The 21,726-nt window shown below is 37.1% G+C and carries 16 protein-coding genes; 2 read left to right on the forward strand and 14 right to left on the reverse strand.

Features of this window, described 5'->3' with window-relative positions; genetic code table 11:
• Window positions 1–6: 6 nt before the first annotated feature.
• The 13 genes from ACIQ2D_RS06835 to ACIQ2D_RS06895 all read right to left on the reverse strand — a co-directional run bounded on the left by ACIQ2D_RS06835 (window position 7) and on the right by ACIQ2D_RS06895 (window position 16,414).
• Window positions 7–1,281 carry an ABC transporter ATP-binding protein gene (locus ACIQ2D_RS06835; protein ID WP_402861382.1) on the reverse strand — a complete coding sequence of 425 codons (1,275 nt, stop codon included), beginning with the start codon at window positions 1,279–1,281 and terminating at the stop codon, window positions 7–9.
• Window positions 1,271–2,083, reverse strand: a complete 813-nt coding sequence (locus ACIQ2D_RS06840) for an ABC transporter permease (RefSeq protein WP_402861385.1) — start codon at window positions 2,081–2,083, stop codon at window positions 1,271–1,273. The genes ACIQ2D_RS06835 and ACIQ2D_RS06840 overlap by 11 nt, the downstream gene beginning before the upstream one ends.
• Window positions 2,084–2,181: 98 nt before the next feature.
• The gene (locus tag ACIQ2D_RS06845; RefSeq protein ID WP_402861388.1) at window positions 2,182–3,714 is read right to left on the reverse strand and encodes an O-antigen ligase family protein; all 1,533 of its coding nucleotides are present in this window, start codon (window positions 3,712–3,714) and stop codon (window positions 2,182–2,184) included.
• Window positions 3,715–3,730: 16 nt separating this feature from the next.
• Window positions 3,731–4,228: a tetratricopeptide repeat protein gene (locus ACIQ2D_RS06850; protein WP_402861391.1), complete on the reverse strand. Its 498-nt coding sequence runs from the start codon at window positions 4,226–4,228 to the stop codon at window positions 3,731–3,733.
• An 816-nt stretch (window positions 4,229–5,044) separates the two neighbouring features.
• Window positions 5,045–5,350 (reverse strand): tyrosine-type recombinase/integrase, encoded by a 306-nt coding sequence (locus tag ACIQ2D_RS06855; protein WP_402861687.1) that lies wholly within the window; start codon window positions 5,348–5,350, stop codon window positions 5,045–5,047.
• A gap of 1,282 nt (window positions 5,351–6,632) precedes the next feature.
• Window positions 6,633–6,779 carry a JAB domain-containing protein gene (locus ACIQ2D_RS06860; RefSeq protein ID WP_402861394.1) on the reverse strand — a complete coding sequence of 49 codons (147 nt, stop codon included), beginning with the start codon at window positions 6,777–6,779 and terminating at the stop codon, window positions 6,633–6,635.
• Between the two features lie 34 nt (window positions 6,780–6,813).
• Complete coding sequence (locus tag ACIQ2D_RS06865; protein ID WP_402861397.1) at window positions 6,814–7,098, reverse strand: JAB domain-containing protein; 285 nt, start codon at window positions 7,096–7,098, stop codon at window positions 6,814–6,816.
• Between the two features lie 271 nt (window positions 7,099–7,369).
• Entirely contained in the window at window positions 7,370–10,999 is a 3,630-nt protein-coding gene (locus tag ACIQ2D_RS06870) for an S-layer homology domain-containing protein (protein ID WP_402861400.1), read from the reverse strand.
• A 406-nt stretch (window positions 11,000–11,405) separates the two neighbouring features.
• Window positions 11,406–12,122: a WecB/TagA/CpsF family glycosyltransferase gene (locus ACIQ2D_RS06875; protein WP_402861403.1), complete on the reverse strand. Its 717-nt coding sequence runs from the start codon at window positions 12,120–12,122 to the stop codon at window positions 11,406–11,408.
• Complete coding sequence (locus tag ACIQ2D_RS06880; RefSeq protein ID WP_402861406.1) at window positions 12,122–13,390, reverse strand: nucleotide sugar dehydrogenase; 1,269 nt, start codon at window positions 13,388–13,390, stop codon at window positions 12,122–12,124. The genes ACIQ2D_RS06875 and ACIQ2D_RS06880 overlap by 1 nt, the downstream gene beginning before the upstream one ends.
• A gap of 206 nt (window positions 13,391–13,596) precedes the next feature.
• Entirely contained in the window at window positions 13,597–14,535 is a 939-nt protein-coding gene (locus ACIQ2D_RS06885) for a nuclease-related domain-containing protein (protein WP_402861409.1), read from the reverse strand.
• Window positions 14,536–14,696: 161 nt separating this feature from the next.
• Window positions 14,697–15,530, reverse strand: a complete 834-nt coding sequence (locus ACIQ2D_RS06890) for a flagellin N-terminal helical domain-containing protein (RefSeq protein ID WP_402861412.1) — start codon at window positions 15,528–15,530, stop codon at window positions 14,697–14,699.
• 410 nt (window positions 15,531–15,940) lie between these two features.
• Entirely contained in the window at window positions 15,941–16,414 is a 474-nt protein-coding gene (locus tag ACIQ2D_RS06895; protein ID WP_402861415.1) for a transcriptional regulator, read from the reverse strand.
• Window positions 16,415–16,575: 161 nt separating this feature from the next.
• Between ACIQ2D_RS06895 and ACIQ2D_RS06900 the strand changes: the two genes are divergently transcribed.
• A complete protein-coding gene (locus ACIQ2D_RS06900; RefSeq protein ID WP_402861418.1) occupies window positions 16,576–18,150 on the forward strand; it encodes a hypothetical protein in 1,575 nt (524 codons plus the stop codon).
• A complete protein-coding gene (locus ACIQ2D_RS06905) occupies window positions 18,147–20,924 on the forward strand; it encodes a DEAD/DEAH box helicase (protein WP_402861421.1) in 2,778 nt (925 codons plus the stop codon). The genes ACIQ2D_RS06900 and ACIQ2D_RS06905 overlap by 4 nt, the downstream gene beginning before the upstream one ends.
• A gap of 269 nt (window positions 20,925–21,193) precedes the next feature.
• Here ACIQ2D_RS06905 and ACIQ2D_RS06910 read toward each other — a convergent pair whose 3' ends face one another.
• A complete protein-coding gene (locus ACIQ2D_RS06910) occupies window positions 21,194–21,628 on the reverse strand; it encodes a single-stranded DNA-binding protein (RefSeq protein WP_402861424.1) in 435 nt (144 codons plus the stop codon).
• Window positions 21,629–21,726 lie beyond the last annotated feature (98 nt).

Below are 21,726 nucleotides of genomic sequence, written 5' to 3' on the forward strand. Positions count from 1 at the left end.
TTTCACCTATTGTATAGTGGATATTTCAATCATAGAGTTTAAATCAAAATAACCTACTGTATTTTTAGAAGATATTACTTGAAACGAAATAATATCGTATAATCGATGATATACTACAAATTCACCATTTTCAAAACCCGTACATCCCAATGATAAAAGGTAATTACCAGCTTGTAGACTCATTTTTTGAGTAAATGAAACTTCCATTATCGTTCCATTTCTAGATGTATCAATTACAATATTCTCAACCATTGTATTAGTACCTGTGATTTCAGTACCTTTTAAATCTTTAATTGTAAATGCAAAAATAGGAAATTCTAATGAACATTCAAAATGTACTCTTACTTTGAATTGACATTCACTTCCTTTTTCTATTGTTGAAGTTAATTCGTCAAATTCATCAAAAATCCCAAAATCAATAATCTCAGCTTTATTATCACCATAATTTAGATGGCCAGAATTGATTTGATAAAAACTTTTCCATTCATCTAATTGAACTTCCTTTTTAACATATTCATTTGTTAGTGTAGGTTTATGTAAATTAACTACAAGCTTTTTAAATAAATCTACACCCTCTTTTGCATTGTATACCCCTAAAGATTCTCCATCGTTTAAAACTAATACATTATCACAATATTTAATCACACTACTTAAATCATGTGTAACTAGTAATATTGTTTTCCCCTGTTTTTTAAATTCTTCAAACTTCTTATAACATTTTACTTGGAAAAACATATCTCCCACTGCCAATGCCTCATCTACAATTATAATATCTGCATCAACATTAATCGCTACTGCAAAGGCTAAACGTACATACATGCCACTTGAATAAGTTTTTACTGGTTGATCAATAAAATCTCCAATATCTGCAAACTTTTCAATTTCTGAAAATCTAACGTCCATCTCTTCTTTTGAAACACCTAATATAGAACCATTTAAATAAACATTCTCTCGTCCTGTATATTCTGGATTAAAACCGCTTCCCAACTCTAATAAAGCTGCAACACGACCATTTACCTTAATTTCACCTTCAGTAGGAGTTAAAGTTTTTGCTATTATCTGAAGCAATGTACTCTTTCCTGAACCATTTTGTCCTACTATGCCAAAAGTTTGTCCTTTTTTAACCTCAAAACTAATATCATACAATGCACTAAATTCTCGATAATACATTTTATTACCAAATGATAAAGTTTGTTTTAGGCGGTCTATTGGCTTTTCATATATTTGATATTTTTTAGATAAATTTTTCACTTCTATTGCAACATTATTACTAGAGGACATCTGCAAAACCCTTTCTCGTCTTTTTAAACCAAATATATCCTAAAACAGCAATTACTAAGCCTACAAAAAATTCAATAATTAACCAACTCCAATTTGGCTGTTGGCCCCAAATAATGGCTCTTCTCATATCTTCAACTACATAAGTAATTGGATTTAAAGAATAAATGAATTGAAATTCTTCTGGGATTGAAGATATAGGGTAGAATATTGGACTCATAAACATTAATGCTGGAACGGCAATAGAAATAATTTGACCTATATCTCTTATATACACACCTAAAGAAGCTAAAAACCATGCTAGTCCTAAAGAAATTAGTAGTAGCGGTAAAATAATTATTGGAAAAAGTAAAGCAGTCCAATAAAACGTCCCTGTTAATACTAAAATCGCCAACAAAAGTATTAAATAACTGATTAATGTTTGGAAAAGAGCGGAGCCTAAAGCAACAATGGGTAGTATTTCTAGAGGGAATATTACTTTTTTTACATAGTTACTATTGGCTATTATTAAATTAGGTGCACTTGATACAACTTCCGAAAATACATTAAATACAATTAAACCTGTAAATAAAATAAGAGCAAATTCAACTTTGCTAGTTTCCCCAGTTGTACCCCACCTCGCTTGAAATATAACACTAAATACAAAAGTATAAATTGTTAACATCATTAATGGTGTGATAAATGACCAAATCATTCCTAAATAAGACCCTTTATATCTGTTCGAAATTTCTCTTCTCGTAAATTGATTTATTAAAGACCTTTGAGAAAAAATATACTTTATTTGCGTTACCACTGAATCCAACATTTTGCATACTCCTTATTAAAACCATTTCATTACCGATATAGTTACTAACTGAAAAAAGAATAGAGGAACAACGTTATTCCTCCCACTTTTCTATTATCTTAATTTCCTATAGAAAACTCTTTTTTATTTGTCATTATCAACCCCATAACAATCATCCACGGCGCTGCTATTCCCGGCAGTGTATCATTAAATATTGCTTGGAATAAGAAGGCTAATACCGCTATAGCTAACACAGTAACACTACTGTTTCCTATTAAAATATGTTTAAGACTCTTCGATAAAGTAAATACTACTAACACTAAAAAAGCAATAAACCCTATAATCCCTGTACCATACAAAACGCCAACATACATATTATGAGGCTTATCCACAATAACCGCTTCGGTTTCAAGATTCGCTCTTGCATCTTTATTGTAATGTGGGAAATTGTACATTAATGTATCAAGACCGTAACCAAGAAGAGGTCTATCTTTGACTAACTCCATGGTATATGTCCAAATATAAACACGCCCTGAACCAGCACCAATACCTGTGCCTGCGATTTCTGGCAGCTCAAAGCTATTGTCAGATGCATATGCTCGGTTGTCAAAATTGAAAAGACTTTCGTTTAAAACCACTGCCTCCTCTTTATATGGATTACTAGACATAAAGAATCCAAATGTTTCATCCCAAACTTTCGAATTTTCTCCCGCTAAAACATGAATACTAGCTACTGAGATAGCACAGAATGCGGCAATTTGGATGAAAGCAACTACTTTCTTTTCATTTTTAAATGCAATCCATAGGAGTAAAATCATCATTGCTAGTATAGTTAAGAAACCACTAGTTGATAAAGACATGAATACTATAAATACAGAAAGTACAGCCATAATAAAACTAAAGACTTTATCAAATATCTTCTGATCTATTATACTTTTAGATAAAAACATTACCGCAATAATTGCAAACATCCCACTCATATAGTTCCCGTGGTTTAATGTTCCTAATAACACCGATCCTTCACTTAAAGATGCTCCCTCAGGTAAAAATAAAGTAAAGAACTTTTGAGCCCAAACTTTTTGAAGTAAATCTTTACCGTAAAAATTCAATGTAATAATAATAAGATTTATTAAAACAAATGGAATTGTTGCATATACAATATATTGAATAGCCTTTTTCGGATAGTCAATATTCATTGCAATGAAGAATAGCGCTAGGTAGCATAACCAGCTAATTGCACCGTCTGATCGGTTGGATAAACCATCTAGTGCGATAGAAATATTCGGTGAAAAAATTGTAGACAATACAATTGCTACAGCAAATGCACCAATCGCATAATTCAATTTTGTTTTACGAATTTCGCCATTCATAAACAAAATTTTCGCTAAGAACATTAAACTTGCTATCACAGTAATTATTAGTAATGTTAAAGCCTTATAGTATGTAAAGAGATCACCTTTCATCCCACCTGTTAAGGCACTTAAATTTGTAATAAGCGGTGATTGGACTTCAATAACACTTGCCATCACAATTAATGGAACTAAGCCAATAACAATAAGAAGTAATCTAAATATCCATTTGTCTATAGATTTTTGTGATTGTAAATCTTCTTCCACATCGTGATAAGCTACTTTTTCGTAGAACTTACTCATTTTTATGTACCTTCCTTTATTGCGGATTTTCGATTTGTGCTAGTAATGAAGTAACGTGCTCTTGATAATTTGGCATTTGCTCTAATGTCCAAGCCGATTCTTGGCATTTCAGAAGTACAGTTTTTGCATCCTCGTATCTTTCAGCAGCTACAAATACCTCGCCCAATTGAATCATAAACATCGCATCTTCAGCCTTATATGGATTAATATCTAACGTTTTTTGCATATATATCGCCGCTTGCTTTGCATCACCCTTATTAACAGAGATGATTGCTGCTAAATAATTTGCAATCTCCGAATTCGGCTCAGCCTTTAAAACCTGAGAAATAGCTTCCCATGCCCCTTCATAATTGCCATCTGTTTGTAATTGTACGGCCTGACTATATAGTACCCCATTCGTTGCAAATTCCTCATCCTGCTTGCTGGCCATAACATTCGCCACAATCAGACCAATTACAACAAATGCCACCATGCCCGACAATATATATTTTCGTACTGGTTCAGTAAATGTCATTAAACTCTACCTTCCTTAATTTACTTCTATTTTACATGCATGGTTATTATACTATAAATTAGCACTTAAATGTCGTAAAACTTGCCGTCCTCTCAGGTTCGATATCAAACATCATTATCATCGCAAACAATATTATTAATTTTTTGTGATTTTTAGAGGTGTAGGTAAGCTATTTCAAGGACCCTTTCCTTCTACCAATGACACAGCTTTTAGTTAATGAATCTTTCTTATTCATCGAAAACTAACTTTTTAGTTTTTCCGCTTCAAAAATAATACATTGAGTACACCATTTTTCGAAAAAATAAATAAGTTCACATATAAATTTAAAAGGAGAAAATGATGTCCCAAAGATAAATACTCTTATGTAGAAAATTTCTGATTTCCAGAATTAATTTTTTACAGTCTTTTTCATTATTGAAACTACAGTTTTACATTCAACGACTACTTTTGGATTAGCTTTTTACTAATATGCCGCTTGCAAAGTAAACTTTACATCTCCACCAGGCCTCTCTGGAATAAGAACATACTCTTTCTCTCCATCTTTTAAGTATGACACTTTCGTTAGAGAGTTTTAGGTTTTATTGATGTACTTTTTGAATCATATTCAGTCTTTTATATGGTTACTATTTCTTAACATAGAAAGTTGTCACATTTTTTGTCCCATGTCACTAAAGACAGCGTTACTTACTGCTAATGGGTACTCCAAAGTTTTGAAACCGTAACAATGTCTACACCTTTTTCAATTAACCTTGTCGCAAATGGGTGTCGGATTATGTATGTGTAAATTGGAAATCCAAGTTTTGAGCCAATTTCCTGCTACATCTGTCGGATGCCTTCTCTGTACAATTTCCCTGCCCGTTGGCTCAAAAATAGAAAGGGACTTTCTTTGTGTTTGCTGTCGTTCCGTTCCCCTTGTAGGTACTCATCAATTGCTTCCAGCACGTCTTGACGCAACGGAATGATGCGCTGTTTGCCACCTTTTCCATTAACTTCCAGATGACCTGTGAAGCGATCAATGTCTCTGAATTGAAAGTGAATGAATTCACTTTCACGTATGCCTGTAAATAATAAAACTAAAAATATACAACGATTTCTGGTGGTTTCGCTTATTAGCTGATTCAGTACTTTTTATACTTGTTTCTTTGTCAGAATTTCAATTTCTTTCTTTAATTAGTAAGCAATTTTGATTCGATCACGCTTTAAAATGATGTACTGTTGCTTTCCTAATCCCTGCTCTAATAAAAAATCATTGAATACTTTGAGTGAATTGGTTGTCTTATTAATCGTAGCTAGTGATTTGTTCTGCGCTTGTAATTGCTCCTTAAAACGGTCAATTAAGTATCGGTTGATGATTACTGAACCTTCCCGCCTCACACGCTGCTAAAAGGCGATATAGCTCTTTACATCCCTTGTGTAACTTTCAACGGTCAATACAACGCTTCTACTATATTCTACAATGTAAGAAATGTTGTTATTATTGGGTTTGTCATGTTTTTTCTCCTTCAAAATGCACATTAATGAAAAAAAAGATAATAAACGTTCTTCGCTCATTACCTTCTTCTTTAATTACTTCCCATTATTTTCAGCTTCCTTTTTCAATTCACCTGTCAGCTCAGCACTGTTATAACTGCAATTACAGTCGCTATGAATACTTTTTCCCATAGGAATGCCTCCCCCCCCTTATCATGACCACTAATGGCAGAATAATAAATAATGTCATCAATTTTTTGGTACGCAAAATAAGCACATGCTATGTGTAGCATGCACTTTTCAATTTCTAACCCACAGGAATTTATTTTTGTCATGAGTTCGGCCTTAGAAATGTCATGAGTTCAACTAAAAACAAGTTAATCACCCAACACTTATTTTTTCTAAATAGGCAATGTAATGACGAATTACGCTTCGTAGCTTTACATCCTGTATTTGATTGAGTAAATAAAGATTCTCATCTATCACGATTTTTTACTTCTTCTACAATCTCAAATGGCTTTACTGGCATAGATCGGAAATTAGTGTAATAGCCCATGTATTCTTTTCTCGCTAAAACGTTTGAACATTTATCAGTATTTGCACATATTTTTTAACGTACATGATCATCACTTCCTAATTTATTGAGAATTACCTCATCTTTTAATAACCAGACTTCATTAGGATCAACAAAACCTATTTCTACTAAATATTACAAGGTGTTCATCTCCATTTTCATCAATGTAACTAGCACTTTCTGTTCCAATTTAACCTTTTAAATGGTCAACAACTTCTGCTGGTACAAGCCTTTCATCTACATCCTCTTTTAAAGAAGTACTGTTTCATAGCTTACTTCACTAAGCGGAACATAGACACCGTACTTTTCCATCATCACTTCTGCTAATCGTTTGAATGCGTTCAAGACTCTTCACTTCCTTTACATGTAGCCTGATTCTTTTAATGAGCGGAATGAATCTGATACCATTATCAAATGATCCAGTACTTCCACCCCAATGATTTTACTTGCTTCTACTAAACGTTCAGTTACCTCTGAATCTTCTGGACTTGGTGTTGTATCGTTCAAGGGATGATTGTGAGCTACCAAACAGCTAGTACAATTAGAAAATTATGAGTGCTTTCATTTCTTCTCTCGGATGAACGATGCTAGCATTAATTGATTCAGTGTGAACCACCTTCAAAAGCTGTGGTTCATTCTTTATCGACAATCCAAGCACCACAAATTTCTCCCTGTCACTTTCTCCGATGAAGTACCGAATGATGTTTGCTGCATCCTCTGGTGATCGCACACGTCTCCCCTCGAACATCTGTGAACCCTTTCTCTCCAACACCACATCTACTAGCTGAATTCTCTTTGCAGGTACTTTCTTTTGTTTCTCTTCCATATGAACTCATCCTTTAAAATTTGAAATAGCCCTTCACTCCATTTGGAATGAAAGGCATTAAATCATTGCTTCCTATTTATATTAACTATTTGAAAGTCGAGTTGTTACGGCTCAAGACATGAGCGAAGGCTAAAGATGCAATAGAAAAGCCCTACACAGCCGTAGCCATGTAGAGCCTTTCTCTCCTAACTTCACTCAATGTATTTTCATAAATTGTAGTGTATTGTCAGAATCATTTGCGCACTCGGTGCGCGGTATTAAACGAATACTCTTAGTATTTACGAGTAAATGTTAATGCCGAGATACCACCTGTGTATGTTGCAGTGTATTCTTTACCACCAAGTGTTAATGTAACTACTGAACCAGCTGCTAAAACTGGAGAAATAGTAAATGTTACAGTATCACCTGAAGTAGTTGCTACTGTACCATTCGTTACAGCTACACCAGTTGTATTAGTTCCAGCAGTAAATGTAATTTCTACTGTGTCACCAGAAGTTGTAGTAATTTTAGCACTTTCTACTGGTACTTCTTTAGTTGCAGTAGGAGCGTTTAATGCTGAATCAATTACAGGTGGTGTTACTCCAGCTGCAAATGTTACTGCAGCAACGTTACCTGTACCTGTTACTGATGAACCAGTTACTTTAGCAACTAATTCCGTAATAGTTGAGTTAGTTAATGCAATGTGTTCTTTAATGTTTAGGATTACTACTGCTAAAGATGAACCTGTAGCATTAAATGTATTACCATCTCCACCATTAACAGTAGTTGTACCTGTAACAGTTACATTATCTAGAGTGAAATCATTACGAACTTTATCTGTTACTTCTAAATCACCATCTAATACAAGGTTTTTAAGTGTTACGTTATTACCTTGAATTTCAATAGTAGCCTTTTTAGCAGCTCCAATTGTACCAGCAGTTAAAACTGGTGGTGTAGCTGATGAATAAGATCCAAAGTCATATACAGAGTTATCATAAGCTAACACAAGTTTAACATCGTCTTTTAAGGCTACACGAGATGTAGCATCTGTATTTTTAAAGATCTTTTTAGCTGTATCAGTTGCCTGAGTAAATGTTAACTCATCATTTACAGATAAATCATGCTCGAAAGTATCTTCAATAAATTGACTATTTCCTGTGTATAGAACTGCATCATCATAAGAAAGTTCATATACTACTGAACCATTAGAGTTTGATAATAAAATACGGTTAGTATTTTTATCAATTGCAATTACTTTACCAGTTACAGATTGTCCTGGTGCGATACCTTCAGTAGTTACTTTGCTGAAGTATGCTGAAGCTGATAAGCTTGGTAGGCCTGCAGATGTAGCGTGTACGCTAACTGTGTTACCATTTGTTGAAACAGCTTTAATAGAAGCGATACCATCTACAGTACGAACAGTGAAGTTACCAGAACCTGCGCTACCTTGGTTTACAGTACCTAAATATGCATTTGTTTTAGCATTATAAATTGTTGCTGCTGAGAATGTTGTATCAACTTGGAAGTTAACGTTAAACTCAGTACCGTTGAAGTATGCTTTATTGTTTTGATCAACTGTTTGGTAAGAGAATGTAGCTGCTTCTGTAACAGTAGGAGTTGTTTCATCTTTACCATTTACAGTTAACTTAGCTGTTGTAATTTTTACATCACCAAAGTAAACAATTTCCCCAACTTCTTGTAAGTCATTTTTGTCTAAACCAGTTTTATCGCCAGTTTCAACAAATACTGTCGGTGTTGCATAGCTATCTTTGTTACCGAATAAAGTGAATGAAACTTCACCCTTTGAGTCCGTAGCTAATGCAAACTCTTCTGTTTCTTTAGTGTTGTCTAATTGGTAAACAATGTGACGGTTGTTATCAACTAAGAAGATAGGACCAGTAGTTTTTAATGCTGAACCACTAGCAACAGATACTTTTACAACTGTTCCACTTGGAGCAAGCTTGCCAGCTTTATCAGTTACTACAGCTTTATAGTCACGACCACCAGTGTTTGCAGTATCTTCTGCTAATTTAGTAGAAGCAGATTTACCAGTAGCAAGTGGTGCATCATCGCTATAAGAGAATACTCTTGCAGATGAATTAGAATTTTTTTGACCAAACGTTGGTACGGTACGGTATGCTGAAGCATCTTTTGTACCCACTGAAGTTAATTTAACACCCAAAACTTGGATTTTGCTGAAGTCAACTGTTGGAGCCTTAGCAAATAATTCTGTTGGGTTGAAACGACCATATTGACCAGAAGCGTTTGCTGGATTTTCTTTTTGGTCAGCAAAAACGATTGGTGTTACTTTACCGTTGCTACCTGATAATGTGAACGTAGCTTCACCATTTTTATCTAATTTAAGTTTTACTACTTTAACGTCACTTTGGTTACCTAAAGAAGTAGTAAATTGACCTGGATAGCTTAAGCTAACTCCATTTGCATCAATTACATCAACTGCTTTTACAGCTTTATCAGGAGTTACATTTAAATTTTCCTCGAAAGCGATATTTACATAACTTCCAGCATCATATGTTTTACCGTTAATTGTAAATGATCTGTCTTGATATTCAGTGTGTTCAAGAGCTGCTTTCACTTTGTAAACTTTTTTAGCACCATTATTAACTGTATTGCCCTCTGTTACTTCAGCAATAGTTAATGGTTGGAATGCTGCCCAGTAAACTTTACCGAATGAACGAGCTGTTGGATTACCAGTTGAATATGCTTGTACTTCGTCGCTAGTTGCTAATTGGTTAGCAGTCGAAGCGTAACGAGTGTAAGTATAAGTAGCTACACCGTTTTCATCTGTATGTGCTTCAGCAACGATTGCAGGATTTAAAGAACCACCTGGATTTTGAGCGTTACCTTGAGCATTAACAATGTTAAATGTTACAGGAATCCCTGCTTTTGATTGACCTTCAGCAACTTTCACTTGAGCTTTTACAGTTACTTGTTTACCAAGTGGAGCCTGTACTGATTGCTCAACAACGTCAATAGCAGTTGGAATTACAGCTGCTAAACCTTTGAATGAACCAATTTTTTCGTCATTTAAAGTCACAGTGTATTCTACGTCAGCAGTTTGAGCAGATGTTGTTAATACAACCACTTTTTTGTTTGTTTGTTTTACAGCTTTGTTGCTGATTTCTAAACCTTCGATAGCGAAGTTAAGCTCATTAAGGTTTCCAACTTCTTCGTCGAATGTTACTTCAACAGTTGTGTTATTGATAGCTTTAACTGCAGCATCAACTTCAGCATTAAGTACGTTTTCGATTGTACGGTGTAAGAATGAAGCGAATTGACCGCGAGTTACGCTTTCAGCTGGGCGGAAGTTAGATACGTTAGTAATACCAGCGTACTCTAATGCTACGATCGCGTTACGTTGCTCTGCAGAGAAAGCTTTGTCAAGGTCAGAAATTTCAGTAACGTGACCTTCTTCTTTGTACTCAGCTACTAGATCTACACCAGCGATTTCTTTAATAGCACGTACAATAACAACTGCCATTTGTTGACGTTGCATGTTTTGTGTGTAGTTTAATTTGCCGTTTGAACCAGCGAAAACGCCTGCATCTTTAGCAAGTGCAGCATATTGTACTAGTTCTTCTTCAGCTGTTAGAGCTAAATCGCTGAAGCGTTGTTCAGTTTTCCAGTCTTCTGGAATTTCTTGGCCTTGTGCTTCTAACCAACGACCTAACATTTTAACCACTTGTCCGCGGTTGATTGTTTGGTTTGGTTTGAATGTGCCGTCAGAGTATCCGTTAATGATACCTTCTTCAGCAAGTGCGTTGATTGCTACTTCATGGTCGCTGCCTGCAACGTCCTTGAATTCAGCTGCTGATGCAACTGGTACGATTGCAGATGCTACTAAAGTAGCTGTTGCAGCCGTTGCTACGAATTTTTTGTATTTCTTTGGTTGGTTAGCCATAGAAAAATTTCCTCCTCTTAAGTTCAAAAATTATGTTTATACTACATAGTCATGCAGTAAATAAACAACTACACATAAAAGTATAGTTGTATCGCCAAAAGTTGTCAATCATATTTTGGAAAACTTACGTAAAATTTTCCGGAAAATATAGGATACCAACTCTCTTACTCTATTGTCGGTTATATACAGATTTTTTTCAAGTCTATTCCTCTATTTTCCTTAACAATTTTAATTTTCCATTATTGGTGCACGAAAAAAGCTCAAGCATATAATATGCTTGAGCTTTTTTCGCTTGGGCTACCAACCGTTTTTTCCTTGCAGGGAATTCTATTATTTCATAGAGGAAATTCCTATACACATATAGTCTAACATTTTCCATTTCAAACGACAATACAATTTTCAAAATTTATTGACGCTTTTTTCGTGCTACCTCAATTAAGAATAATGGTAATGCCATTTGACGCTTGATACGCTTAGGCTCTTTCAACAATCGATAAAACCATTCAAGACCAAATTTTTGAAAAATCTCTGGTGCACGCTTTACTGTGCCAGCAAGTACATCGAACGATCCGCCAACACCTTGGTAGATTGTTGGATGCAACTGATTGCGATTCGCGTTAATCCAGTTCTCTTGTTTAGGACTACCCATTGCGACGAAAAGTAAATCGGGCTTGGTTTCGTTAATGCGATTGATAACAACTTGCTCGTCCTTTTCGTAGCCGTCCTGCGTACCGACTATTTTAATAGAAGGAAATAATGATTCGAGCTTCGCTTTCGCTGCATCCGCCACACCTGGCTTCCCACCGTAAAGGAAAATTGGTTTACCTCGCTTAGCCGCTTCTTCACAAAGTTTCATCATCATATCGACGCCCGTCACGCGTTCACGAATTTGCCCTTTTTGAATTTTTGAAGCAAGAATGACACCAATGCCATCTGGAATTTGAAATTCCGCTTCATTTAAAAGCTTTTTCAGTGCAGGGTCTTCTTTCGCTTTAATAATTTTTTCAGGATTGATGGCCACAACGAGCGCTTTTTCTTTTTTCTCTATGCGCTCGAAAGCCATGTCCATTAATTCATCGTAACCTTCCGTGTTGACGTTGATGCCAAGTACTGTTTCTTTCATTAGTTTTTCGCATCCCCTAGTAAGTGGAAATCAAAGCCTGCTTGCTCCCAGTTTTCACGGTTAAGACAGTTTTTCGTATCGAAGACGATTTTAGATTTTGCTGTGATTTCTGCTGCGTTAAGTGTTTTAAATTCATTATGATCCGTTAAGACAACAATGATATCGGCATCTTTTGTTGCTTCTTCTAAACTTTGCGTTTGTGTTACGTGTTTGTTTTCTTTGATGTGTGGATCGTAAGAAATTACATCCAAGCCTAGATTTTTTAGTTCATCGATGACGATTGTAGATGGGCTTTCGCGCATATCGTCGACGTTACCTTTGAAGGCTAGTCCAAGAACAGCTACTTTGCCACCTGCAATTTTGTGTTGATTTAGGATAGCTTGCGTTTTTTGTGCTGTAAAACTTGGCATGCTGTCATTCGTATTACGAGACATATGGATAATTTGTGCTTGCTCGCCACCAAGTTCTACTAAGAACCATGGGTCAACTGCGATACAGTGTCCACCTACACCCGGGCCTGGGAAGTGTACATTGACACGTGGGTGATAGTTCGCAAATTTAATGGCTTCCCAAATGTTAACGTCCAACTTATCAGCCATTTTCGCAAGCTCATTGGCAAATGCAATATTAACATCACGGTACGTATTTTCCATTACTTTCACTAGCTCTGCTGTCGTAGCATCCGTAATGTGTATTGTCCCTTTTACAAAAGTTTCATAAAGTTCTTTTGTTAGTTCTGATGATTTTGTATCAATACCACCAACGATACGGTCGTTATTTACCAATTCTTCAAACACACGACCTGGGATTACACGTTCTGGTGAATGCGATACAAATAAATCGATACCAAATTCAAGATTTGCTTTAATAAGTTCTGGTAGCATTACGTTCTCTACCGTCTTCGGTGGTACAGTCGACTCAAGAATAACTAAGTTGCCCTTTTTTAAGTAAGGTACTATTGACGCCGTCGCTTGACGCACATACTCAAGGTTCGCTGTATTATCTGGATTGATCGGTGATGGTACAGCAACGATGAACACATCTGCTTCTTGTGGTGTCGTTGATGCTGTTAGGAACCCATCATCTACTGCTTTATTTAAACGCTCTTGTAAGTCTGTCTCTTCAATATGAAGCTTTTTCTCTTGAATACTTCTTACTGCTGCCGGATTTACATCCACGCCGTGTACTTTTATGCCATGATTGGCAAACATTACCGCCGTTGGTAAACCAATATAACCAAGCCCAATAACACAAATTGATTTTGTCATCATTTAAACTTCCTTTCGTTTCAAAAACGAGTTGATATTTTATGTGAATGTTTCGAATGCAATCGCATTTGTTCTGCAATATAGTATACATCTTTCAGCCGAAACTGTGAATAAATTTGTCGTTTCATGTATGCAACCGTGTTGAAACTTGTGAATTAATGACTATATTGTGGTTTTTTCAGCGTTTGTGTCTGGAATTTCAGCGGTCACGGTAGCTCAGGTAAAGTATAAATCCGATTTTTAGTGGAGCCGCCACGTACTTTACAAGAGGCTTGCAAAATTCGTTTAGCAAGATGGGTGTTTTCAATATTTAAAAGCTGTCGGCATTGTTTATTTGTAATAGTGTTACCAATAAGCATGTAATAGTCACGCAAAGCTTGGATATGCGCACGTACACAAGTATGCTGACAGTTAGCACAATGCCAAGTTCTTTTTTGTCTTGTCATGGAATAGTGTAGACATTTTTCACAGCGAATACCCATTTGTATAGAATTAATGTCGATATTATAGTAGCGGCATAACGGATACGGTGTCTTTGTTTTTATGTTTTTCATTATTTTGCTTGTGATGTTTTGTATGGAAGTTGACTCGGTGCAAAGCGGAAGCGTGTGTATATACATAGGTAGATCTTTTGCCATAAGGATTGGCAGCCCCTCGCCCTCTCTTTGAATTTGAACATTATTGAAGGGAAATACAATAGCTCCATAAATCGGTATAGTAATATTATGCTGCTGTAGGAAGTGTTTCATTCCTTGTATATATTGTTCAAGTTGAATTTCTGGATGTGTAAATACTGTAACTTCTCCAGTTTCAGTTGTGCGGACTAGTTGTCTCGGGTTATTTTTCAAAAGGACGGTTCCTTTTATGTTTTTAATCTCTAGAATAATAATTCCATTGGGAGTTACGATGAGGATGTCTATCTGCACTGCGAAGACTGAAGGAAGGATGACATTATGGAAGAGTTGAAAATCTGTAGAGAGTGTTTGAAGTTCATTCATAATGTATTGTTCGCCAAAATCACCTGCTTGCTGGCGTTTTAATTCTTGTTCAAACTTTGGAAATTGTGGGTGTGCTGGATGAAGCCTTGCGAGGAGTGCCTCTAAACCAAGAGTGAAAGGGGATGGTGAGAATGGTTTTACAATCAAGTCGATTTCTCCTTTTTCACTAACTATAGCAGGTAATTAGAGGCAAAAAAATAGTGTGATTAATAATAAAATCTTTCGCATGTTTCCTACAACCTTTTCCCTACATAAAAAATTATAACCTTCAAAACGTGATAATTCCTTTGCAAATTTTATAGATTGGATTACTTTCTTCCACTATCCAGCAACATTAAAATCGAATGCGACTGATGCATGTGCATCGCTAATACATATTGACTTGCCTGCAACAATATTTGTGCCTTCACCATGTTCATCATCTCTTTCGCAATATCAGCATCACGAATACGAGATTCAGCCGCTGTTAAATTTTCTGCGGTGTTCATCGTTGCATTGTATGCGTGCTCCAAACGATTGTGGTAAGCACCGAGTCGTGAACGTTCTTCAGAAACAAGCTTCAATGCCTTGTCCATTGTAGAAATTGCTTTGTCTGCATCCTCGCGTTTAGCAATCGATACCGTGTCATCAAGACCGAGCGCCCCGGCCCCCATATCGTTAATGTACATCTCGATTGTCTGTCCAGCGTTTGCCCCGGCTTGAATTTTAAGTCCATTCTTTGCATTATCTCCGTTCAACAGTGTTTTTGTGTTGAACTCCGTATCTTTTGATATACGGTGAATTTCTTTTTTCAGCTCCTGAAACTCCAGATTTAACAGCTCACGGTCACTATCTGTCAACGTATCATTCGACGCTTGAATCGCCAACTCACGCATTCGCTGTACCATGGCATGTGTTTCATTGAGAGCACCTTCTGCTGTTTGAACTAGTGAAATACCATCTTGGATATTTTTCGCAGCCATATTCAGACCGCGAATTTGCGCCCGCATTTTTTCTGAAATTGCAAGACCTGCTGGATCATCTGCTGCACTATTAATGCGATAGCCCGAAGAAATTCGTAAAAGTGATTTATTCATCGCATTATAATGCCGATTCATATTACTTAAGATAGACATCCCTGTTGCCGACCATTTGCCAAGCATATTTCCACATCCTTTGGGTGTAATATTTTTGTTTATTTCAGCGGTTTTGGTACTAACTATTTCAGACTGTTTTATCAGCGATTACTTGGTTATTTCAGCACTCACTGATTAGATTTCAGCGGGCACTGGCTTTTTTCAGCACTCACTGACTGGATTTCAGCGTTCACATGTTTTTTTCAGCACTCACTAACCCGATTTCAGCGTTCACACACTTTTTTCAGTACTCGCTAACTGGATTTCAGCGTTCACATGCTTTTTTCAGCACTCACTACCAAGTTTTCAGCATTCCCCTACTTTTTCAGCACTCATACCCGCTCTACCCTACTCTATCCAACAATATTCTAGAAGTTAGATAAAAACACCCTATTTTTCTCATTAGAAAATGGGTGCTTGTTAGATATATCTTGTATTCAATTTTCGAAACCTCCGAGTTGAATGTTCTTTTGTTCTAGTAACTCGTAAAACAGTACTTCATCACGATATAATAGCGCTCGGTCAATTTGATATTCGAAGTTTTTTTCTTCGATTTCCGCCATCAACTGGTCAATTTCGTTGACTGGTACAGAGGAATGTATCGGTGCAGGTAATTTTAGAGTTGCGCCTTCAAGTATCGGTACTAGGTGTTCGTGGACATTTGTAATCAGTAAGAGTTGATAAAGAGGTAGTCGAATGAATCGGTTCCCTTTTTGAAATACGAATACTTCGGATAGGTTTTCAATTTGTTGCGTATGCAGATTGATGATCATTTCTTTACCTTCAATGGGAATGAAGTGAAAAATTTCCTCATCTTTTAAAATAGAAAAATATTGATAGGCAAAGACTAGACGCAGCTTTTCTCCTGTTACTTTTGTATAGAACGGTTTCATATATTGAACGTGCATCATTTTTCATCCCTCCTATTTATCTGATTATTCAGATTTTAACATATAAAAAAATTTTTGTTAACACGCTTTTCCACTATTTACATCTTTCTAATCATTCGACTTATCATGCGCCGATTTTAAACGTATAATGGAGAGACAGTCTTTTTTTTGGAGGAGAGGTTTTGGCTTTGTCTATTTCGCAATTGGCTAAGGAACATCAACAATTTATATTCGCAAAATTGAAGGAGGCTGAGCAACATCTACACCCATCCTCTACAGAAGACGAGGAGCTCGTGCGTCGTGCTGTCTTTTCAGTACGTAATAAATCAATTGCATTTGAACGCTTCAATCCGACGACTTCTATATTATATGCAATCGTACAGGATGTAAGACCAGCTTCACTAGAAATTGATTTTGCTCGTGAAACATTAATATGTAGTTGCCCGCAGGATAAATGGTGTCGCCACAAGGTTGGGGCATTGCTAGCACTTTATCAATATTTCGATTCTGTGCAGAATTGGTCTGCGACTTGGCGTGCGCAAAAATCTGTACAATTGAAAACACTTGCCGATGAGCGTAGTCCTGAGAGCTGGCAAACGATGGCCGATGAAGTCATGAAACGTCTGCTTCCACCAGGTCGAGTTCTTGAAGGTTACGGATTATCTGCGATTCGGACGGATGCGTTAGAGCGTCTTCGTCGGCACATGCCCTTTGAGCGCGAATGGCAGCCACTTTATAAATTATTTATGGAATTGACAATACTCAATACGATTTGGCGTCATTTAAACGAAACACCAGGCCATTCTTTTGATACGCCTTATATGAAGTATTTCGTAGAACAATGTGTACATGGGCTAGAGGATACATTTAGTGAATTTAATGCACGCTCTCGCCTTTTTGCAACTGACCCTTTTTATGATGCATTGCAGCTAATCGCTCGAGAATTCCTAGTAGAGCGACAAGAGCTTTTTGCAAACCGACTACAAATCTATATGCTACTATGGGCGGTGATTTTTTATGAAAAACCACGCCGTGAACAGGAATTAGAAGCAATGATAGTGTTAGAGCATGACAATTCTGATGTATCTTTTCATGCGGTTAAGCTCATGTTTTATGTATTATTGCAAAAAGAAGAATTGTTGCAAGCAAATATGACTGATATATCTATCGAAAATATGTCAGACCTTTTTGAACTTGCTATTTTCGCAAAACGAGCAGGTGAATTCGCTTCGCTTACGACCATTTTACGGACAATGTTGCCATTACTCGGTCCATTTTTACAAGAGGTCGTTCCAGTTGCACAGCGAGCACAATATGTTCGCAATTTGCAGAACCTTTATGAAGAGATCACATTAAATGAAGACGAGGAGGCATCTCTTTATAGTGCATTCGGTATGCACGGGTTACAGCCGTTTTCGTTCTTCCTTATAAAAAAAGAACGTTATGAGGAATGGGCAGCCTTGCACCAAGTAAATGTATCTTCACTTTCTTATTTAGAAATGTGTGGTTTAAAGGATGTCTTACAAGGAGCCCCGGCTACAGTACTTCCGCTCTATCACGTTTATGCGATGTCCGAGGTGGAACAAAAATCGCGCATGAATTATAAACAAGCGGTACGAATTTGGAAAAGTATGCGCAGTGCTGCAAAACGTGCTGGAAAGACGGCTTATTTTGAAACATATATGCAAACGATTCGTGCAGAATTTAAACGTCTACGCGCCTTACAGGAAGAGATTGAGAAAGGAAACTTAGTATGATGACTTTAAGTAATGCCCCATCCTCATTTATGAAAAAAATCAAACTCCATATAGAGGCAGTTCGTGATGGTTATTTTGCGGTGCAGGGCTTTACAGCTGGTGGCGTACCACTTGAGGCAGGTTCACTCATTTCCTCGCTTTTTTTCAAATACGAAGCGAATGTGTATGGCTTGCTCGCTAATCGTACGGACTTATCTGTAGAAGTATCTACTGCTGAACTACTCGATATCTTTTCGACTCGCTATCAGCACCCCTTTATTGATTGGGCTGGTATGGATGAAAACAGTAACACGCTATTAGAGCGTGTTGCAACTTTGCAACGCTATTGGCAGGAACCATCCCTTTGGGAGCACGCTATAATAGCTGATGATTTTTCATCACTAACATTTGAGCTTGAAGACATTGACCACGTTCTACTAGATACTGCAGTGTCACAAAAGCTTATGTCTGCTGGACTTTTCATATCAGATATACCAAAGCTACTGCCATTTTTCTCACGCGGTGGCTGGCCGCTAGAGCAGGACCGCCAGTCTGGAACTGTGAAGGTATCACTTCGCTTAAGTGAACCCGAACCGGATTCCGATGTTTGGCTTCTTGAAACAGTCCTCAGCTCTGCGACGACCAAAACTTATTGGACTCCTGCAGTACGAAAACGTATGTTACCGATACAAGATGTGTTGCCTGCAAAATGGCAGGATGCCGCGACAGACATTCAAATGCAACAGGCTCAAATTGTAGAATTACTTTCATTAGAAGATGTCCGAAGTGATCTATTTATTTATCTGACACTAGAAGATTTAGAGGTACGAGCATTTTTGCGTGAAGATTTAGCACGACTTCAGGCACTTGGCTTTGATGTCGTGCTGCCAGCTTGGTTAAAAGATTTAAAGCAGTCCAAAATGCATGTACGTGTAAGTACAGGGAACGTAGCAACCAAAAAAGTTGCTGGTCTCGATGATATTCTGACTTTCAAATGGCAATTTTCGATGAATGGTGGATCGATTTCAGCCGAGCAATTTAAAAAGCTTGTCGATGAGAAGCGTGAATTTATCCGTATCGGTACGGAGTGGTTCCGTGTTGATGCCAATTGGATGCAGGAAATGCGTGCACTTATGGAGCAAGCTGAAAATGAAAGCTGGACGGTGCGAGAATTATTATTCCGTGAACTACCAGAAGATTTGTCGATTCCACTTGAAGAAGAAGATGCCGATGATGCTATTCGAGACGATCCTCTATTTGCATTTGAATTACAAAAATCACTTAAATCTTATATGGATCAATTACAAGAGAAAAAAGGCTTACCAGCTGTCGCACCACCCGCTTCACTACAAGCAGAACTGCGACCTTATCAGCAAGAAGGTTTTGAGTGGCTTGTCTTTATGCGGGAACAAAGTTTTGGTGCCTGCTTAGCCGATGATATGGGCCTTGGTAAAACGGTGCAGCTCATTTCGTATTTACTACATGTATATGAGACAACTGATGCGACAAAGCCAACCATCATTATTTGCCCTACATCTGTACTGGGTAACTGGCAGAAGGAATTAGCGCGCTTTGCACCGTCATTAACAGTCTATACGCATTATCAGGCAAATCGAGCAAAGGGTGAGGATTTCACACAAATTATCGAGCGAGAGATGCCACAAGTCATCCTTTCAACATATGGCACAGTGTCGCAGGATACTGAATTCTTACAAGAGATTAACTGGACGGCAGTAGTACTCGATGAAGCCCAAAACATTAAGAATATGCAAACGTTGCAATCCCGTGCCATTCGCAAATTACAGGGTACACATCATATCGCTTTAACAGGTACACCTGTTGAAAACCGTTTATCTGAGTTATGGGCTATTTTTGATTTTATTCATAAAGGTTACTTAGGCAGCTTTGGTCGCTTTAACGAAGAATTCATTTTGCCTATTGAAAGAGATGAATCTGAAAAACATAAGCAAAAATTACGCGCAAAAATTCAGCCATTTTTACTGCGTCGAACGAAGCGAGATCCGCATTTGCAGCTTAATTTACCTGAAAAGCAGGAATCACATGCTTACTGTCCATTAACAGCCGAGCAAGCGTCTTTATATGAAGGATATATTTTAGAAACGTTAGATCAGTTAGAGACATTAACTGGCCTTCAGAAAAAAGGCCGTGTATTAAAAATGTTAAGTAAGCTTAAACAATTATGTAATCACCCTGCCTTGTATTTAAAGGAGCCGTTTGAGGATGCTTCATCCATGCTTACACGATCTGTAAAATTAGAACGTATTGTGCATATGGCAGCAGAAATTGTGGACAATGGCGAACAGTGTTTAATATTCACCCAATATATCGGTATGGGGCAACTGTTACAGCATTGCTTTAGTGAATTATATAATGTGGATGTACCATTTTTAACGGGTGCCATGCCAAAAGCACAGCGGGACCGATTAGTGGAGGCATTTCAGGCGGGTGAGTTTCCGATTTTCATCTTGTCATTAAAAGCTGGTGGTACTGGTCTTAACTTAACTGCTGCAAATCATGTCTTACACGCCGATCGTTGGTGGAATCCTGCTGTCGAAAATCAAGCGACAGATAGAGCCTATCGAATCGGGCAAACCCAATTTGTGCAAGTGCATAAATTTGTAACGATTGGCACAATTGAAGAAAAAATTGATAAAATGTTGGCACAGAAATCTTTATTGTCAGAAGAACTGATTCAATCAAGTAAATGGTTAACTGAACTCGATGATCATGAACTTCGTGATTTAATGACACTGGATTACAATGTAACAACTTAAAGGATATGCGCCAAGATACGAACGATCTTGGCGCTCTTTTAGTTGGCAAATTTCATAGAACAATGCTTCTTCTTCCTACTTACTTCATAAATTCATATTTAGTTGTGAGAAATGTCCATCGCTGTGCGGTCAACAGCAATGATGATGTTATTTTTTAGTACATCATTCCCTTCCCTTAGAGTCAATACGGTTCAAGTTTCATCAACTACAATAGGAGAGTGGCGGATCAGATAATTGTAATACTTGCTCCGTATGTATAGCTTAGACGGCTATACTACTGGCAAATTAACTTCCTCCTGCGGCAGTATAAAGTCCTTCAAGTGATTTTGTTCACTTCGTACTGATTGTGGCGGTAATACTGCATTGTCACTGTCACGTGGCTTTAACTTGTAAAACCGGACATCTTCTACAACAACTTCCGTAATGTATACTTTCGCACTTTCTTCGTTGACAAAAGATCGAGATTGGATCCTTCCATTTACGCCAATTAACGACCCTTTTCCGCAATATTTCACAATATGCTCTGCCAGTCTTCCCCATACTGTACAAAGAATAAAATCAGCTTCAACTTCACCTCGGCTATTTTTGAAATTGCGGTTGATGGCTAAAGAAAAATGCGATTGTATACGATTGCCTGAAAGTTCACGTAACACAGGATCTTTCGTTAATCTACCAACTAAACCAACTTGATTTATATGATTCACCTCCTCTGTTTTTGATTAGTCTCATCGTACAAGATAACCTTAAGATATGGCAAAAATCGATTTTTAACATTTGCTTCTATTTCCTTAAGTAAAATTTA

Origin of the sequence: Lysinibacillus sp. NPDC097287, from assembly GCF_044761695.1 — a bacterium.
Classification (GTDB): Bacteria; Bacillota; Bacilli; order Bacillales_A; family Planococcaceae; genus Lysinibacillus.

Excerpts from the sequence above, each read along its gene's own strand:
- ACIQ2D_RS06835 (WP_402861382.1), bottom strand. The coding sequence starts at position 1,281 with ATGTCCTCTAGTAATAATGTTGCAATAGAAGTGAAAAATTTATCTAAA.
- ACIQ2D_RS06840 (WP_402861385.1), bottom strand. The coding sequence starts at position 2,083 with ATGTTGGATTCAGTGGTAACGCAAATAAAGTATATTTTTTCTCAAAGG.
- ACIQ2D_RS06845 (WP_402861388.1), bottom strand. The coding sequence starts at position 3,714 with ATGAGTAAGTTCTACGAAAAAGTAGCTTATCACGATGTGGAAGAAGAT.
- ACIQ2D_RS06850 (WP_402861391.1), bottom strand. The coding sequence starts at position 4,228 with ATGACATTTACTGAACCAGTACGAAAATATATATTGTCGGGCATGGTG.
- ACIQ2D_RS06865 (WP_402861397.1), bottom strand. The coding sequence starts at position 7,098 with ATGGAAGAGAAACAAAAGAAAGTACCTGCAAAGAGAATTCAGCTAGTA.
- ACIQ2D_RS06870 (WP_402861400.1), bottom strand. The coding sequence starts at position 10,999 with ATGGCTAACCAACCAAAGAAATACAAAAAATTCGTAGCAACGGCTGCA.
- ACIQ2D_RS06875 (WP_402861403.1), bottom strand. The coding sequence starts at position 12,122 with ATGAAAGAAACAGTACTTGGCATCAACGTCAACACGGAAGGTTACGAT.
- ACIQ2D_RS06880 (WP_402861406.1), bottom strand. The coding sequence starts at position 13,390 with ATGACAAAATCAATTTGTGTTATTGGGCTTGGTTATATTGGTTTACCA.
- ACIQ2D_RS06890 (WP_402861412.1), bottom strand. The coding sequence starts at position 15,530 with ATGCTTGGCAAATGGTCGGCAACAGGGATGTCTATCTTAAGTAATATG.
- ACIQ2D_RS06895 (WP_402861415.1), bottom strand. The coding sequence starts at position 16,414 with ATGATGCACGTTCAATATATGAAACCGTTCTATACAAAAGTAACAGGA.
- ACIQ2D_RS06905 (WP_402861421.1), top strand. The coding sequence starts at position 18,147 with ATGATGACTTTAAGTAATGCCCCATCCTCATTTATGAAAAAAATCAAA.